14 protein-coding genes are annotated in these 17,251 nt (G+C 34.8%); 8 read left to right on the top strand and 6 right to left on the bottom strand.

The features are described 5' to 3' along the window. The first annotated feature begins 330 nt into the window (after positions 1 to 330). Positions 331 to 879: a YbhB/YbcL family Raf kinase inhibitor-like protein gene (locus AC5LW9_RS08925; protein WP_198231979.1), complete on the top strand. Its 549-nt coding sequence runs from the start codon at positions 331 to 333 to the stop codon at positions 877 to 879. Positions 880 to 988: 109 nt separating this feature from the next. Here the strand turns inward: AC5LW9_RS08925 and mmuM are convergent, their stop codons facing one another. The 4 genes from mmuM to mfd all read right to left on the bottom strand — a co-directional run bounded on the left by mmuM (position 989) and on the right by mfd (position 8,443). Next, positions 989 to 1,930, bottom strand: coding sequence for a homocysteine S-methyltransferase (gene mmuM / locus AC5LW9_RS08920; RefSeq protein ID WP_493455696.1), 942 nt, complete (start codon positions 1,928 to 1,930; stop codon positions 989 to 991). Continuing rightward, positions 1,920 to 3,320, bottom strand: coding sequence for an S-methylmethionine permease (gene mmuP / locus AC5LW9_RS08915; protein WP_493454157.1), 1,401 nt, complete (start codon positions 3,318 to 3,320; stop codon positions 1,920 to 1,922). Before mmuP ends, mmuM begins: the two co-directional genes overlap by 11 nt. An 86-nt stretch (positions 3,321 to 3,406) precedes the next feature. Then, complete coding sequence (locus AC5LW9_RS08910; protein ID WP_493455695.1) at positions 3,407 to 4,954, bottom strand: DUF945 family protein; 1,548 nt, start codon at positions 4,952 to 4,954, stop codon at positions 3,407 to 3,409. Positions 4,955 to 4,981: 27 nt separating this feature from the next. Then, entirely contained in the window at positions 4,982 to 8,443 is a 3,462-nt protein-coding gene (gene mfd, locus AC5LW9_RS08905) for a transcription-repair coupling factor (protein ID WP_493455694.1), read from the bottom strand. 159 nt (positions 8,444 to 8,602) lie between these two features. Between mfd and lolC the strand changes: the two genes are divergently transcribed. From lolC to AC5LW9_RS08880, 5 genes are all read left to right on the top strand, one after another. Next, positions 8,603 to 9,805 carry a lipoprotein-releasing ABC transporter permease subunit LolC gene (lolC, locus tag AC5LW9_RS08900; RefSeq protein WP_493456610.1) on the top strand — a complete coding sequence of 401 codons (1,203 nt, stop codon included), beginning with the start codon at positions 8,603 to 8,605 and terminating at the stop codon, positions 9,803 to 9,805. Further along, positions 9,798 to 10,502: a lipoprotein-releasing ABC transporter ATP-binding protein LolD gene (gene lolD, locus AC5LW9_RS08895; RefSeq protein WP_493455693.1), complete on the top strand. Its 705-nt coding sequence runs from the start codon at positions 9,798 to 9,800 to the stop codon at positions 10,500 to 10,502. The genes lolC and lolD overlap by 8 nt, the downstream gene beginning before the upstream one ends. Before the next feature lie 6 nt (positions 10,503 to 10,508). After that, positions 10,509 to 11,753, top strand: a complete 1,245-nt coding sequence (gene lolE / locus AC5LW9_RS08890) for a lipoprotein-releasing ABC transporter permease subunit LolE (protein WP_493456609.1) — start codon at positions 10,509 to 10,511, stop codon at positions 11,751 to 11,753. Positions 11,754 to 11,841: 88 nt separating this feature from the next. Continuing rightward, positions 11,842 to 12,339: a transposase gene (locus tag AC5LW9_RS08885; RefSeq protein WP_493455692.1), complete on the top strand. Its 498-nt coding sequence runs from the start codon at positions 11,842 to 11,844 to the stop codon at positions 12,337 to 12,339. Beyond that, positions 12,237 to 13,181 (top strand): IS3 family transposase, encoded by a 945-nt coding sequence (locus AC5LW9_RS08880; protein ID WP_143422572.1) that lies wholly within the window; start codon positions 12,237 to 12,239, stop codon positions 13,179 to 13,181. Before AC5LW9_RS08885 ends, AC5LW9_RS08880 begins: the two co-directional genes overlap by 103 nt. Positions 13,182 to 13,233: 52 nt before the next feature. On the opposite strand, the gene AC5LW9_RS08875 is transcribed toward AC5LW9_RS08880, so the two are convergent. Together AC5LW9_RS08875 and AC5LW9_RS08870 are read right to left on the bottom strand one after the other, a co-directional pair. Then, positions 13,234 to 13,968 (bottom strand): rhomboid family intramembrane serine protease, encoded by a 735-nt coding sequence (locus tag AC5LW9_RS08875; RefSeq protein WP_493455691.1) that lies wholly within the window; start codon positions 13,966 to 13,968, stop codon positions 13,234 to 13,236. Between the two features lie 51 nt (positions 13,969 to 14,019). Continuing rightward, positions 14,020 to 14,514 carry a GNAT family N-acetyltransferase gene (locus AC5LW9_RS08870; RefSeq protein WP_198228954.1) on the bottom strand — a complete coding sequence of 165 codons (495 nt, stop codon included), beginning with the start codon at positions 14,512 to 14,514 and terminating at the stop codon, positions 14,020 to 14,022. 1,043 nt (positions 14,515 to 15,557) lie between these two features. On the opposite strand from AC5LW9_RS08870, the gene AC5LW9_RS08865 reads away from it, so the two are divergent. Both AC5LW9_RS08865 and AC5LW9_RS08860 read left to right on the top strand, forming a co-directional pair. Further along, positions 15,558 to 16,349, top strand: coding sequence for a Vgb family protein (locus AC5LW9_RS08865; protein WP_198228955.1), 792 nt, complete (start codon positions 15,558 to 15,560; stop codon positions 16,347 to 16,349). Between the two features lie 65 nt (positions 16,350 to 16,414). Beyond that, positions 16,415 to 17,206 carry a Vgb family protein gene (locus AC5LW9_RS08860; protein WP_198228956.1) on the top strand — a complete coding sequence of 264 codons (792 nt, stop codon included), beginning with the start codon at positions 16,415 to 16,417 and terminating at the stop codon, positions 17,204 to 17,206. The last annotated feature ends 45 nt before the right edge of the window (positions 17,207 to 17,251 follow it).

Raw genomic sequence — 17,251 nt, 5'->3', positions numbered from 1 at the left:
TAACATTTGTAAAATTGTAAATGATAAAATCTAAACAACTAAGATTATATCTTTGAAAAAAATAGATTGATGTAAAAGATATGATGCCAAAATGGAAAATATTAAAGAATAAAATGAGTGTTGATAAAAAATGAAACGGTATAGATATCTGAATATTTTTTACAAGTATACAGTTGTAAGTAATATGCTTATCTAAACGCGAATAATTATATAAATATAAATAAATCAAAAATATGATATTTATCTTTCTGTATACAATGTTTATAGTATCCATTAAGTATTAATGTATTAATCTAATTAAATAAAATATATATAAGGATTCATATGAATATGATTAATAAACTAAAACCGATAATGTGTTGTGTCTTAATGTTAGGGTCTGCTAGCTGTTTAGCATCGGAAATGCAGTTAGCTGTTCCAGATCTTGTCAAAGATGGTTTTACTAATAAATTTATTTATAATCAATTCGGTTGCCGAGGAGAAAATATATCACCCAATATTTCGTGGCATAATGTACCTAAAGATGCAAAAAGCTTAGTAATAACTATGTATGATCCTGATGCGCCGACGGGCTCTGGCTGGTGGCATTGGACAGTAGTTAATATTCCTGTTGATGTAACTGCACTTAAGCGTTCTGCTGGTAATAACCCTGATCTATTACCTAAAGGTAGCCAAGTGGTGCGTAATGACTTTGGGGTAGCTAGTTACGGCGGCCCATGTCCTCCTGAAAAATCTGACCATCGTTATCAATTTACATTATATGCACTTGATATTGATCATATAGACGTAAATGAACAAACCACACCTGCGCTAATTGGTTTTATGGTTAATGCTCATCTCATTTCTAAAGCAACGGTAACTTATAATTACTCACGATAAAAAATTTAATTAGCTATTAAATAACAACTACCGAATTAATATAAATTCGGCAGTTGTTATGTTGTTTTACATAGGTAATTATATATGGATAGTTGTGGACAGAATAAGGCTAATTTTTATTTAATAATTGATGAATTTCAACAATATCTTCTGGGGTTGTTTGGCAACAACCGCCGATTAATTTGGCACCTAATTTTATCCATGTATCTAACTGATTGGCAAAAGTACAGTTGTGATGATGATTTTTATGCCATTGTTTAGTGGTAGGGTCATACTCCTCGCCTGAATTAGGATAAACAATCAGCGGTTTACTGGTTAGTTTACTTAGTACTTCTAAAGCAGGTGTGACTTTTTCTAGGGCAATGCAATTAATGCCAACACTGACAATTTGCTCAATGCTATTTAAATATTCAATAACCTCTGTTAATGGTGTACCGTCGCTAATGTGTTGTTGATCTTTTAATGTTAATGAAAACCAGCAATTAACCATTGGAAATTGTTGTATTAATTTAGCCAAAGCTTTAATTTCCAAAAATGATGGCATCGTTTCACAGGCTAAAATATCTACACCTGCATCTATAAGCGCTGTAACCCGATCTTTATGAAATGCAATAAATTCACTCTCGCTAAGCTGGTAATCGCCCGTATATTCCGAACCATTGGCAAGATAAGCACCATATGGCCCAACGGAACCCGCAATTAAGAGAGCTTTATCCTCTTTTATATCGTTTAGATATTGCATTTTTGCTTGTTGGGCTAATTTTACGCTGGTTTTAATTAACTTGATGGATTCTTCCAGCTCAATTTCTTTTTGGGCAAATCCCATTGGCGTTGCTTGATAGCTCGCAGTAATGGCGCAATCGGCACCAGCTTTAAAATAATCATAATGTACTTGTTGAATTAATTCAGGCTGTTCAATTAATACTTTGGCTGACCATAGACTGTCATTAAGATCGCAACCACGACGTTGCAGTTCACTTGCTAACGCACCATCAATGATCATGTGTTTTTTCTGTTCTAAAAGCGGTTTTATAGGATTATTATCTTTCATGATTTCTAACTTGTTTTTTCAATGCTTGGGTTAAATGATGAACAATAAAGCAAACAATCACAAACGGAATGCCACAATATAGCGCAATACGTTGTTCAGGATCAAACGCTAAACCGATACAAGCAACAAGACAAAGAATAAAACCTAAAATTGGCACAAATGGATATAATGGAGCTTTAAATTTAAGGTTTTTTTGCTCGGATGGTGATAATTGTTTTCTATAAAAATAGTGAGAAGCACAAATACTTAACCATACGGCTACAACTGCAAATCCAGAAATTGCCGTTAAAGCAACAAATACGGTATTAGGAGCAATGATACTTGAAAACAGAGCTAATAATCCTCCTAACATGCTGACGGCAATAGCTGTTGTTGGGATTCCTTTATCGGTTAATTGAGCAAAGCATTTTGGTAATGTACCTTGATTTGATAGTGACCACAACATGCGACCTGAAGCATAAAGTCCAGAATTTGCTGCGGATAAAATCGCAGTTAAAATTACAAAGTTAAAGATATCAGCAGCATAAGGAATGCCAATATTTTCAAATACCATCACAAACGGACTAGTCACAACGCTAGCTTGTTCCATTGGTAAAAGTGCAGCTAACACAAAAATGGTGCCAACAAAAAAGATGATTAATCGGAAAATAGTGGTTTTTATGGCTAACGGAATTGATTTTTCAGGATTATGGGTTTCACCCGCAGCAATACCAATAAGCTCTGTTCCTGAAAATGCAAAGTTTACCGATACCATTGTCATGACTATTGGAATTATGCCATTAGGAAACCAACCATGATCAGTAATGTTGTGTAAGAATGGCGCAGGCATATCATTTTTCATTGGAATAAAACCAAATATAGCCGCCGTACCAGCAATAATAAATACGACAATGGTGATGACTTTAATTATTGAGAACCAAAATTCACTTTCAGCAAAAAATTGTGCTGTAATAATGTTTAGTGCAAAAATCACTAAACAAAAAATTAAACACCAAACCCATACTGGAATATTTGGGAACCAGTATTGCATACACATGCCCGCAGCAGTTAAGCTTGAACCCAAGGCAACAGTCCAAGTTAACCAATATAACCAAGCAACTGTATAGCCAGTAGCGGGACTGATAAAGCGCGAAGCATAAGTGTGAAAGGCCCCTGTTTCAGGCATGGCAACAGCCAACTCACCCAGACATAACATGACCAAATACACCACTAACGCACCAATTAAATAGGAGATTATTGCACCAACTGCGCCAGCTGTGGCAATAATGTATCCAGTATTAAAAAATAACCCAGTACCAATTACGCCACCTAAAGAAAGCATAATTAAATGTCGGGTTTTCATGGTGCGTTTAAATTGATTTTCATTTAAGGGTGTAGAATGAGTATTCATAAGTATATTATTTTTAGCATTTAAAGGTTAATATTCCGTCAGTGTAACTGACGGAAAAGGCTAATTGAATTGTTCACTTTTATTTATTAAAAATTATAAAAGAAATCTTTCTTTGACATGATTTCACCATTGACTTGAACTTCATCACTATCTTTGGTGAGACTGACATCTGAAAAAATACCGTCGGTTTGACCATTATTGAAAACAAAAATTGGTATGTTACCCAAAAACATTTCAGTACTTAACTTAATGTTTGATTTGACGCTATTAACTTGTTGTTCAGTAACTTGACTGTTTTGAGAATTTTCGAATTGTGCATAAAATCGAGCCATAACATTAAATGGAGCTTCAATTTTTAATTGTAATGCATCTATTTTGTCATCAATTTCGCTTGAAGTATCATCCTCATCGTCAGTAAAATAATTTAAATCGTTAATATCAAAAAGAAAACTTACATTAATATCACCTGCATCATTATGCCAGTTAAGCTTATTAAGTGTGATGGTTGTGTTAAATGGCATTTCCTCAATAAAGTCTTGTAAATCATCTAAATAGTCCATATAAAATCGATTAAAAATATCTTTCTTGTCGAGACCTTTAAAGTTTAAATCCAATGAACCATTACCTAAGTTTTGTTTGCCATAGATAATTGAATCAACACTTGTGAATAATGATCCATCAACCGCGTGGTTTTTTTTGTTCAATTCCATTTGCTGGTTTAAAACGAATTTATTCAATTCAATGTTATTAGCTGCACTAGATGTACTTCTATTAGTTGATATAATTAATCGATTAATTTCACTTTGGTCACTGATCTTATAGTCTTTATAATTAATATTTCCTTTGGAGGTTAAATCATTAAAATCGATATCGGTATATGAACCATATTCAATACTTTTCATTTTTAAACTACTAATATTTATATCATATTCAACAGTAGATTTATCTTGTTCTGGTTTAAGTGACATATTTAACCCATTGAAAGAAATTACGTTATTTGGGTCTATTACAAGATTAAGTTTATCAAGGGATGCTTCCATCGATAGGTCAGAGCCATTATTCTGCTTTTCAAATACAATATTCCATTTACCTAGTTCAAATACACCGTCATCCTCAATAAGATCAAAGTCGGAATGGGTTAGTTTGATGCCTTCAGTTGTTAATTTGACGGTAAGATAATCGCTGTAACTTAAACCTGCATGACCAGAAATAAAAGGTTTATTGCCAGCTAATTTCCATAGTGTTGGATTGGTTTTTTCGGTTATAGCAAATTCTAACCAAGCTAACTGAGGGGAAAATGAACCATTAGCAAGGGAGGCTAAAGGGAATGGACCATGATGAATGGTTGCATCATCATCATATAATACAATAACAGGATCATCGTCATTAATTATTTGGTTTTTTTGTGTCAAGGTGACTTTAAGATGTGTTTTGGTCGAAAATATCCCTTTTTCATCATTATTATGTGAAATTTGTAGATTAAAAATTTGTTGACTGCTGTTAACTTGCTGGGCAAACTCAGCTAAGTTAGTGTCGAGGTTTTCTTCGATTAAATTTCCGGTATACATTGAAGTCCCAATATATCCGAATGCTAATATTGCAATAACTCCTGTCGCTATTATACTTTTTTTCATCTTAATTCTCTTTTTATATTTTATCCATTATAACTCTTGATGGTTAGAAAAATCAGCCAACAAATTTTTAATATATCCAATACGATCACTTCGTTCTAAATGTGAACTCAGCAATTTTAATCGATTTGCGGCCTCAAGGCGATAATTTTTTGGTGATTTTTGAATCATTTCAATTAAATAATCCACAGAAATTTTATTGTTCTTACCAAATTCAATAAAACCACCTTTTTCACCAAATTCAATTTTAGTGATTCCTAATTTGTTTGCCTGATAACGAATTTTAGTTGTTTCTAATAAAAATAGTACGGCATCGGGTAGCTTGCCAAACCGATCACGCATTTCGATTTGTATATCTGTTAATTCGTCAATTGTTTCAACACTAGCAATCCGTTTATATAATGACAGTCGGGTATTAACATCAGGAATAAAATCGTCAGGAATCAAAGTTGGCAAACGTAATTCAACTTCGGTTTGCTGGTTATTAAGAAGCGATTCAAGGGTTGGCTCTTTACCTTCCTTAAGTGATTTAACCGCATCATTAAGTAATTCAATATATAGATTAAAGCCAATCGTTTCTATTTGACCACTCTGGTCACTGCCCAATAATTCTCCCGCCCCCCGAATTTCAAGATCATGTGTTGCTAAAGCAAAACCTGCACCTAAATCTTCAAGTGATGCAATAGCTTCCAGACGTTTTTTAGCATCTTTACTAAGTAGTTTTGGATGTGGCGTTAATAAGTAAGCATAAGCCTGATGATAGGAACGACCAACACGACCTCGCAACTGATGTAATTGCGCCAAACCAAATTTATCAGCTCGTTCAATGATGATCGTATTTGCATTCGGAATATCAATCCCCGTTTCGACAATTGTGGTACAAACCAGTAAATTAAAGCGTTGATGATGAAAGTCATTCATGACTCGTTCCAAGTCACGTTCGTGCATTTGACCATGACCAATGGCAATACGCGCTTCTGGAACTAATTCAGCAAGTTTTTCACTTACTTTTTCAATGTCTGAAACATCATTATGTAAGTAGTAGATCTGACCGCCACGTAAAATTTCACGTAAAATTGCTTCTCGAATCACCAGATCATCGTATTCGCGTACAAAGGTTTTAACCGCTAAACGACGAGCGGGTGGGGTAGCAATAATCGAAAGATCGCGCATACCGCTCATTGCCATATTAAGCGTACGTGGAATTGGCGTAGCAGTGAGGGTTAATATATCAATATTGGCACGCATCGCTTTAATTCGTTCTTTTTGGCGAACACCAAAGCGATGTTCTTCATCGACGATCAATAAACCAAGATCTTTCCATTTAACATCTTCTTGTAGTAGTTTATGAGTACCAATTACGATATCTACTTTACCTTCACCTAGAGCTTGAATAATCGCTTGTTGTTGTTTAGCTGTTTTAAAACGGGACAAGCTTTCAATTCGGATTGGCCAGTTAGCGAAGCGATCACAAAAGTTTTCGTAATGTTGTTCAGCAAGTAGAGTGGTAGGGACTAAAACTGCGGTTTGTTTATGATTTATTACCGCTAAAAATGCTGCTCGAATAGCAACTTCAGTTTTACCGAAACCAACATCACCACAAACCAATCGATCCATAGCATAAGGCGAACACATATCGCCAATTACTGCACCGATTGCGTTTTGTTGATCCTCCGTTTCTTGATAAGGAAAAGCTTCACAAAACAGTTCATATTGCTCTCGATCTTGCTTAAATTGAAACCCCGGTTTGCTTTCTCGCTCAGCATAAATATCGAGTAATTCGGCTGCGACATCTCGTACTTTTTCGGCCGCTTTTTGTCTAGCTTTACTCCATGCATCCGAGCCAAGTTTATTCAGTGGAGCATTTTCTTCATCCCCACCTGAGTAGCGGCTGATTAAATTTAAAGATGATACGGGCACATATAGCTTAGTCTCATTGGCATAAAGTAAGATCAAATATTCTGCATTAATGCCACCTGTTTCAAGCGTGGTTAGACCCGCATAACGTCCCACACCATGCTCTAAATGGACAACAGGTTTACCGGGTGTTAATTCTGCCAAACTTCGAATGAGTGTATCGGTATTAATTGCTTGTTTATTTTCTTTTTTACGTCGAATAATTCGGCGACCTAATAATTCATTTTCAGTGATAAAGGCAAAATTATCGGATTGATCAATAAAACCTTGCTCACTTGCACCTAGAATTATACAGAAGCGATCATCGACATGATGTATTTCATCTAGTTGGTTAATCGTTGTTGGATGAATACGAATTCGTCCTAAAATTTCTTGTAACGCTTCTTTACGACCTTCTGATTCAACCGAAAAGACAATCTTACCTGTGAAATTTTCGATGAATTGATGGAATTGCAAATAGGGATCTTTTTGTTGAATAGCAATCGCAAGGTCAGGCAAATTTGAATAAGCCAAATTAACATTTTTATTAGATTCACTGATAACTTCGTGCGATAAAACCAGTCTTGGGTATTTTTTAAAATCGGCAAATATTTCGTCGGTTTTTGACCAAATGATTACAGGCTCTAATAATGGTCGCATAGGATCGACTTTACGACTATCATAACGCTGGTTAACATCTTGCCAAAATTTATTGGCATGAGCCTCAATATTGACGGTGTTAATAATGAGTGTGTTAGTTGAGAAATATGAAAACAGGGGCGTTAATGGCTCATTAAAAAAGAGGGCCTGCCAATACTCAATGCCTGTTGGTAAAATATTTTTGCTGACTTGTTGATAAATACTTTCTGGCTCTAATCTGACCGGAAATCTTTCACGCCATTGGCTTCTAAAAAGTTCGATAGCGGTTTTATCAAATGGAAACTCATGGGCTGGCAACAATTGTATTTCAGTTATTTCATCAAGTGTGCGTTGAGATTCAACATTAAATGTGCGAATACTATCTATTTCGTCATCAAAAAAATCGATACGATAAGGCTTATCACTGCCCATAGGGTAAATATCAAATAGAGCACCACGAGTTGCATATTCACCATGTTCCATCACTTGACTGACAGAGCGATAACCTGCATTTTCAAGTTGCAAACGTAAGTTTTCACGGCTAATTTGCAGACCTTTTTTCATGATAAACACATGCCCGCCCAAATAGCTTTGTGGGCAGACCTTTTGCATTAAGGTATTTATCGGTAATATCAAAGCACCCTTAGTCAAATGTCCTAAATGATAAAGGCAAGAGAGACGCTCAGAGACAATGTCTTGATGCGGTGAAAAACTATCATAAGGCAGTGTTTCCCAATCAGGAAAAAAGATAGCAGGATGTGGTGAAAACTGTCTCAGTTCTTCATGAATACGTGTTGTTTGTTGCATATCATCTGTAATAATCACCACTAAACCATCGTGTGCATCAATGGCTTGAGCACAAAATTGGGATAGAGATGATCCGATTAACTGCCCAATTTGTTTGACTTCACCTGATTTTTTAGGAATTAATGTTGAAATATTAAGAGTTTTTGACATGTTGATTTTGCATGGTTTCGCTGAATAATTAATGTTAGATTATAACGTAAGTATGAGGTTGTTTTCTATAACTGTTTAATCCTGTATGATAGGCACTTTGCAATTAACTCGTTAAACTTTGTCAAAAAGTTTCAGGTAATATATACGTTTATGTCAAAAATATTTCGTCCATTAGTATTTTTTATCGGTTTGCGTTATGTCTATGGGCAAAAGACTGATGGTTTTGGTCGCTTTGTATCATGGTTATCAATGCTCGGTATTATGCTTGGCTCCATTGGCTTGATTGTTGTGTTGTCGGTCATGAATGGACTAGAAGATCAAATGCAGGGGAGCATACTAAAATTCTTGCCTCAGGCTCAGATAACCACATCGCTAGGTCGCATTGATCCTAATAAGATTGCGGGCGAGCAATTTAAGAAAATTAACGGTGTTAATCATGTGGCACCTTTAGTTACAGGCGATGTCGTTTTGCAAAGTGAACAAGGTATTATGGTCAGCACGTTAATGGGAATCAACCCAGATGATGGTGATCCAATTAACGATTATGTCTATAGTGGTTCAGTATCGGATCTTGTGCCTGGGCAATATAATGTCATTATTGGATTAACTTTAGCCAATCAACTGGGTGTAACCGTTGGCGATAAAATTCGCTTGATGGTAACTGATGCCAGTCAGATCACCCCAGTTGGTCGTATTCCCTCACAAAGGTTATTTAATATCGTCGGACTGTTTTCAATCAATCATGACATCAATCAAGCCTTAATTTATGTTAACCAGACTGATGCACGTCGTCTGCTTCGCTATCAAGAAGGAATAATAACAAGCTGGCGTTTGTTTTTAGATAAGCCGTTAGAGATTACCTCAGTAACAAATACTCCATTACCAGAAGGACTAATCTTTAATGATTGGCGAGCAAAACGAGGAGAACTATTCCAAGCTATCAAAATGGAAAAAAATGTCATGGGACTATTAATCAGTTTGATTGTTATTGTGGCAGCTTTTAATATTATAACCTCGTTAAGTTTATTAGTGATGGAAAAACAAGGTGAAGTGGCGATTTTAAAAACGCAAGGTCTATCTCGATTTAAAATCATGTTAATTTTTATTATTCAAGGCGCAAGTTCAGGAATCATTGGAACACTATTAGGTAGTGCTATAGGGTTGTTACTGGCTTGTTACTTAAATGAAATCATGCAATTGTTTGGATTATCGTTTGCTGGTATTCAATTGCCGTCGCTGGTTGAACCCACACAAATTATCGTTATTTTTATTGGATTACTTATGTTATCGCTAATTTCAACTATTTACCCTGCCTATCGTGCAGCCAATATTCAACCAGCCGAGGCGTTACGTTATGAATAATTCACAAATCTTGCTTTCAGCAAAAAATCTTTGTAAAACTTATAATGAAGGCAAAATGGTCACCGAAGTTTTAAAAAACGTATCGTTTGATATCCATTCGAAATCTCTATTAGCGATTATTGGGAGTTCTGGATCGGGTAAGAGTACATTGTTACATCTTCTTGGTGGACTGGATAAACCAACTTCGGGTGAAATCATTTTTAAGTCTCAGCAATTAAATCAGCTTTCTGAAAGAGAAAAAGCTCACCTTCGCAATCAAGAAATAGGGTTTGTCTATCAATTTCACCACTTATTACCCGATTTTTCTGCATTAGAAAATGTTGCTATGCCACTCTTAATTAGTGGTGCAAAGCCTAATGATGCAAAAAAGCGAGCAATGGCAATGCTGGAATCGGTTAATTTAGTTAAACGTGCAAATCATAGACCATCTGAACTGTCTGGTGGGGAGCGCCAGCGTGTGGCAATAGGACGAGCTCTTATCAACAATCCAGCACTGGTCATGGCTGATGAACCTACAGGTAATCTGGATAAAACCACGGCTGATTCCATTTTTGATTTATTGATAAGTTTGAATCGTGATCATGGCACGGCATTTTTAGTGGTCACACATGATCTGGAACTCGCCAATAAACTTGATAACCAATTAATTATGCGCGATGGACAATTGTCTAATCGTTCATTAACCGAAAAAATTTAATGGATAATTACAATGAATTTATCATTAATCACCGCCATTAAGTTCCGCAAAGGACGCCGTAAAAGTGGGATGGTGTCGTTGATATCAATTATTTCCACATTCAGTATTGCCATTGGTATTGCGGCTTTAATTATTGGGTTAAGTGCAATGAATGGTTTTGAGCGTGAACTGCATAATCGAGTATTGTCCGTTGTTCCACATGGGCAGTTTTATCCCGAATATGGTTATCTGGATAATTGGCGAGATGTTCGAGATGAATTAAAACGAAATAGTCACATTGTCTCAGCTACACCTTTTGTTAATTTTACGGGTTTAATTGAGAATGCGAGTAAACTTGGCGCAGTTGAAGTAGAAGCGATCGATCCCGATCAAGAAAAATCAATAAGTACACTACCCAATTATGTATTAAATAATCAATGGCAAAAATTTAAAGCTGATAATCAACAAATTATTATTGGTTCTGGTTTAGCCAAAACGCTAGCTGTAAAAGAAAAAGATTGGGTGACTTTATTAATACCAGTATCTAGCGACTCTAATCAACTTAAACCTCCGAAACGAGTGCGTTTGCAAGTTATCGGAATTTTGGATTTAAGCGGAAGCCTTAGTAATAGTGTTGCTTTGCTCCCATTAGCCGATGCACAAAAGTTACTGAATATGGGCGACAGCGTCACAGGCATTATGGTCAATGTAGATAATGTTTATCAGGCTAGATATATTATTAGCCAGGCAGCGTTAGCTCTGGATGAAAACTTATCGTTTAATAGTTGGGAACAAACTTACGGCTTTATGTATCGTGACATTCAAATGATCAGAGAGATTATGTATTTGGCTATGATTGTTGTTATTGGTGTCGCTTGTTTCAACATTGTTTCGACATTAGTAATTGCTGTTAAAGATAAACAACGTGACATTGCCATTTTAAAAACACTCGGTGCAACTAATCGTTTAATTAAACATATCTTTATTTGGTATGGAGTCATTTCAGGATTAATTGGAAGTTTAATCGGGGTGATTTTAGGGGTGATTTTATCATGGCAACTATCAAATCTCATGGAACTCGTGGAATCTTTGATGGGGCATAAAATCCTTAACAGTAACATCTATTTTGTTGACTTTTTACCGTCTGAAATTCATCTTGTTGATGTTGTGATTGTGTTTATTACAGCAATGTTGTTAAGTTTGGTTGCTAGCTATTATCCAGCTCAAAGAGCTTGTAAAATCGATCCTGCACGAGTCTTAAGTAGCTATTAATGAAAAACAATACATAGAACATGAAAAAGGCGCACCTTTGATGAAGTGACCCCCAATAGTTGGACAACCACTAACTGGGGGTCTTTTTATGTCAAAATATAGTCGAGATTTAAAAATTATCATAGCTAATGAATTCTTATCAGGAGAATCATCGGAAATTCTTTCAAAAAAATATGCGATATCTTCTAGTCAGATTCGGTATTGGTCGCAAGTGGTTGCGATTCATGGCGATAACTCCTTTCAACCAACCCCTCATTTACGTCATGCCGAAGCAAGATTACAAGCACTAAAATTAATGTGGACAAATAATTGGTCTCTCGGGCACACTAGTGCTATGCTTAATTTAAGCTCCCCCGGTCTTCTATTTGTTTGGCTTGATAGATATCATAAAAAAGGTTTCCGAGGGCTTGAATATCGTTCCAGAGGAAAACCCTGTATGAAGCAACCCCGTACTCACAGTGATGATGAAAAAACAATTGAAGCATTAAAAGAGGAAATAGCTTATCTACGAGCAGAAAATGCTGTTCTAAAAAAGTTAGAAGAGCTGAAGCAAGCAAAACGTCAACAAACAAAGAAAAAACGTTAGTTGTTTTAGCGCTTAAATATCAGTATTCCTTAAGACATTTGTTATCAGCAACAAAACTGGCAAAAAGTGTTTTTTATTATCATGTTAATAGGTTGAAAACCCCGTCTGCTTATGAAAATGAGTTAAAACGTATTGAATCGATTTACCATGAACATAAAGGGCGTTATGGTTATCGTCGAATTCATTTAGCGTTGATAAATGAAGGAATTAAGCTCAATCATAAAACGGTACAACGATTAATGGGTCAGCTTAATCTCAAATCGACAGTAAGACCTAAAAAATATCGTTCTTATCGTGGAGAGACAGGTAAAACAGCCGATAATTATCTTAAAAGAGATTTTGAATCATCGAGACCGAATGAAAAATGGGTGACAGATGTCACAGAATTTAAGGTAAATGAACAGAAAATTTACCTATCGCCCATTATCGATTTATATAATCAAGAAGTAATAGCTTATAAAGTGGCTAAAAATGCACGTTTGACCTTGGTGACAGATATGCTTCAAAAAGGGATATCACGATTAAAACAGTATGAAAAACCGTTACTACATAGTGACCAAGGCTGGCAATATAGAAATCATCATTATCAGAAGCTACTAGCTAATAATGGCATCAAACAAAGTATGTCCAGAAAAGGAAATTGTTTAGATAATGCGGTAGCTGAAAACTTTTTTGGTCTATTAAAATCAGAAATGTATCATGGACAATGCTTTCAAGATGCAGATGAATTGATTGAAAAAATAGAAGAATATATAGAATACTACAACACCAAACGGATTAAAGCCAAATTAAAAGGCCTGACTCCAGTTGAATATCGAAATCAGGCCTTACAAGCCGCTTAATAAAAGTGTCCAACTTTATGGGGTCACTTCACCTTTGATGCGCCTTTTTTTATTAATACCTATAACCATTTATCAAAAAATCATATTGATAATGCTGATAACCCCAATATAAAATTAGAATTGCACTGGCAAAGATTAGGACTGTTAATATTGTACAGATTTGGCTTTGATATCGAAATTTTTTCAAACAAAGCGTGATTAATCCTCCTAAGATAAACCCGGTTATTGCACCACCAATATGTGCCATATTATCAATAGAAGGTAATAAACCCAATCCAGCAGTGAGTAATAAACTCACCACAATGGATTTGATAGGCATCTCTTGTAAATCAGTACGATTAATCAATGAGTAAGCAAGTAGGGCGGTGATGATACCTAAAATTGCCCCTGAAGCGCCGCAGCTAATGACATTAATATGTATTGTGGCAACATCACTTGCTAAACTTCCAAATAAACCCGATAGCAAATAGATTCCAATAAAGGCTAAAGGAGGTATTAATTTTTCTAAAATAACGCCAATACTCCATAGTGCTAACATATTCATAGCAAGATGTGCTAATCCTACATGCATGAAAATATTAGTAAAAAGTCGCCAATATTCACCAGAAAATGTAAGTTGGGCAACATCAGCTCCCCAGTCAATTAAAAACTTACTTTGACTAAAATCTGATAATCCTCGCATATCAAAAATGCGAGAAATAATAAACCATGCAACATTAATTACTACTAAAATGCTGGTAATTTTGGCTTGATGATATAAAAATTGGAAATATTTTAAAAAGCTCATGTTTTGAGTTTTCCTATAAAAAAACAAAATAGATAAAAACAGATAGGTGATTTAATCCAGATGCTTTCCTAAAATAACTAAATCACGTTTAACGCCATCAAGTTCGGCAATTTTAGGTAATAATGCCCATTGTTGATAATTCATTTTTTTAAATAGATTCATACTAGGAAGATTATGCCCAAAAACATAGCTGAATATGGATTCAATACCAGCTTGTTTGGCAAATAATTCAATGCGTTCGATGGTTGTTTGACCGATTTTTTTTCCTCTAAAATCCTCATGTAGGTACAAACTGATCTCAACTGTTTTTTCAAAAGCTGCACGACCATAAAAAGAGGATAAACTTACCCAACCACATGGTTGATTTGAATATTTGATTAACCAAATAGGTCGATTTTTAGGATTATGCTGATTAAACCAAACTACACGACTTTCAACTGACACCGGCTCCAAATCGGCCGTAATTTGACGGCTAGCAATGGTAGAGTTATAAACATCAACAATAAAGGGCAAATCGTCTAAAGTGGCATCAGTATAGGTAATCATAAAAATAAAAAATAGTGGTTAATTGTGCCTCATTGTAATGGTTTTAATGCTGGCAAGCAATATTTGTTAAAAACGATCTAACTCTTAAAAAATCATAAAGTCATTCAGAATGATGCTCACAATATCTCCTAAAAAATATTACCAGATAAATTTTTTATTCAGGTCATTATTATTGTCAATGAAGTAGTATAAATTTTAAGGAAAGGGTAGAAAATAATTTCTTTAAATTAACCATATTCTATGGTTTAAACTTAAATTAAAAAATCAATAATGCCTTTATTAATCGACGTGATTTTTAGGTTTATGGTGCCAAATAAAGGTAAATAAAAAATTAATATATTTAAAAACTAATGTTTTAGTTATTCCTATAATAACTTTTCAAAATAGTTAGTTTTGTTTATTTTACTTTAGCTAGGAGATCACTTAATAATTTTGCTTTTGATTTTAGTATTTCCTCATCTTTGGATAATACGATGTTGTGTGAGTTTTTTAAAAAAAGTGTACTTTGTAAGGTTTCTTCCAAATTTTTATTTGAGTTGAAAGTAGGGGCTTATACCTAGTTTTTCAGCTGCACCAGAAAAATGAAGTTTTTCGCAGACAGCAAAAAATTATTGTTAAATATTTGATAATTTTTTGCTATCAATATCTATAAATTTACTATTCCTCATAAGTTACTTAACAGATGTTCAAATGACTTTGCTATTTATCTTAGCTCAATCGAATCATTATTATGAATAAGATCTTTCCTTTTTACATTAGTTTATATTGTTTTTTCTACAATACGAATTTCGTATAACAAAATATGTATTTTTCAATTCTTGTTTTGTTAGTTACCCTTTCTTAAGCTTAATCAATCTCTAAATGTTATTTTGTTCATTGAATCAATGTCTAATCTCTTGTTTGACGTGAGGCATTATTGGCACTTATCTATTGGGTATAGTTTATCAAAGCATGGTTTGGAGTGGGATCATTATTCTAATCTTAGCTATTGTTGGTATTCAATACATTAAAAATGTAGCAGTTAATTATTAAGGAAACTCGTTATGAAAAAAAGATTATCACATTTCTTTCTATTTATGTTTTGCTTCTTTTATGCAGGATTTAGTATGGCAAATTCAACAAAGTTAGCTTCGGGTTTTAATGCCCCAACAGGAATCGCTTTTGATAGCTCTGGTGTGATGTATGTGACCAATTGGTCTGGTGATTCAATTGTAAAAGTTAAAGAAAATGGTGAACATGAGACCGTTTATACAGGTATCTCTTCTCCAGCAGGAATAGTCATTGACAAACAAGATAATATCTATGTTTCATCTTATAGTGATGACTATATTTTAAAAATTACGCCGAACGGCCAATCACAAAAAATATCAGAGGGCTATCAAACCCCTACCGGTATCTCTTTTTCTAATGATGGTAGACTATTAGTCACTAATCGTTCAACTGGTGAAATTGTATCACTTGATTTAGACACGAAACAAAAGACTATCGTAGCACGAGGATTGAATACGCCTGTTGGTGTTACTCAACTTGCTGATAATAGCTTAGTTGTATCTCAATATAGCGGTCGTTTGACCATGATCGAACCTAACGGTAATAAAACTGAATTAGGTGATCAATTCGAAGTTCCAGGAGTTGGTATTGCAACAATTTCATCAAATGTTGTGGCGGTCATTGATAATGGTGCTGGAATGCTGCGACAAATTGATGTAAAAACGAAAAAAGTAACAAATTTAGCTTCGTCTTTATCGGGAGCAGTTGCATTAGCATATTATAAAAACAATTACTATGTTGGAACTTGGGGGGATGGTTCAGTATACATGGTAGATGGTAAGTAAGATTTTATAAGCAATCACAATCATTTTAACCAAAGTGTAGCAGCTAATTATTAAGGAAACTCGTTATGAAAAAAAGATTATCACATTTCTTTCTATTTATGTTTTGCTTCTTTTTTGCAGGATTTAGTATGGCAACTTCAACAAAGTTAGCTTCGGGCTTTAATGCCCCAACAGGAATCGCTTTTGATAGTTCAGGCGTGATGTATGTGACCAATTGGTCTGGTAGTTCAATTGTAAAAGTTAAAGAGAATGGTGAACATGAGACCTTTTATAGAGGTATCTCTTCTCCTTCAGGAATAGTCATTGATAAACAAGATAATGTATATGTTTCATCTTATAGTGGTGATTATATTTTAAAAATTACGCCGAACGGTCAATCACAAAAAATATCAGACGGCTATCAAACCCCTACCGGTATCGCTTTTTCTAATGATGGTAGACTATTAGTCACTAATCGTTCAACGGGTGAAATTGTATCACTTGATTTAGACACGAAACAAAAGACTATCGTAGCACGAGGATTGAATACGCCTGTTGGTGTTACTCAACTTGCTGATAATAGCTTAGTTGTATCTCAATATAGCGGTCGTTTAACCATGATCGAACCTAACGGTAATAAAACTGAATTAGGCGATCAATTCACTCGTCCAGGAGTTGGTATTGCAACAATTTCATCAAATGTTGTGGCGGTTATTGATAATGGTGCTGGAATGTTGCGACAAATTGATGTAAAAACGAAAAAGGTAACAAATTTAGCTTCATCTTTATCGGGAGCAGTTGCATTAGCATATTATAAAAACAATTACTATGTTGGAACTTGGGGTGATGGTTCAGTATACATGGTAGATGGTAAGTAAGATTTTATAAACAATCACAATTATTTTAACCAAAGTGTAGCAGCT

The sequence above is a fragment of the Gilliamella sp. LMG 34360 genome (genome assembly GCF_984568995.1).
Note: the sequence above shows the minus strand (reverse complement) of the source record. Positions and strands in the feature narration are given on the sequence as shown.

Coding starts and splice junctions, on each gene's coding strand:
- AC5LW9_RS08925 (WP_198231979.1), top strand. CDS start 331: ATGATTAATAAACTAAAACCGATAATGTGTTGTGTCTTAATGTTAGGG.
- mmuM (WP_493455696.1), bottom strand. CDS start 1,930: ATGAAAGATAATAATCCTATAAAACCGCTTTTAGAACAGAAAAAACAC.
- mmuP (WP_493454157.1), bottom strand. CDS start 3,320: ATGAATACTCATTCTACACCCTTAAATGAAAATCAATTTAAACGCACC.
- AC5LW9_RS08910 (WP_493455695.1), bottom strand. CDS start 4,954: ATGAAAAAAAGTATAATAGCGACAGGAGTTATTGCAATATTAGCATTC.
- mfd (WP_493455694.1), bottom strand. CDS start 8,443: ATGTCAAAAACTCTTAATATTTCAACATTAATTCCTAAAAAATCAGGT.
- lolD (WP_493455693.1), top strand. CDS start 9,798: ATGAATAATTCACAAATCTTGCTTTCAGCAAAAAATCTTTGTAAAACT.
- AC5LW9_RS08885 (WP_493455692.1), top strand. CDS start 11,842: ATGTCAAAATATAGTCGAGATTTAAAAATTATCATAGCTAATGAATTC.
- AC5LW9_RS08875 (WP_493455691.1), bottom strand. CDS start 13,968: ATGAGCTTTTTAAAATATTTCCAATTTTTATATCATCAAGCCAAAATT.
- AC5LW9_RS08870 (WP_198228954.1), bottom strand. CDS start 14,514: ATGATTACCTATACTGATGCCACTTTAGACGATTTGCCCTTTATTGTT.
- AC5LW9_RS08865 (WP_198228955.1), top strand. CDS start 15,558: ATGAAAAAAAGATTATCACATTTCTTTCTATTTATGTTTTGCTTCTTT.
- AC5LW9_RS08860 (WP_198228956.1), top strand. CDS start 16,415: ATGAAAAAAAGATTATCACATTTCTTTCTATTTATGTTTTGCTTCTTT.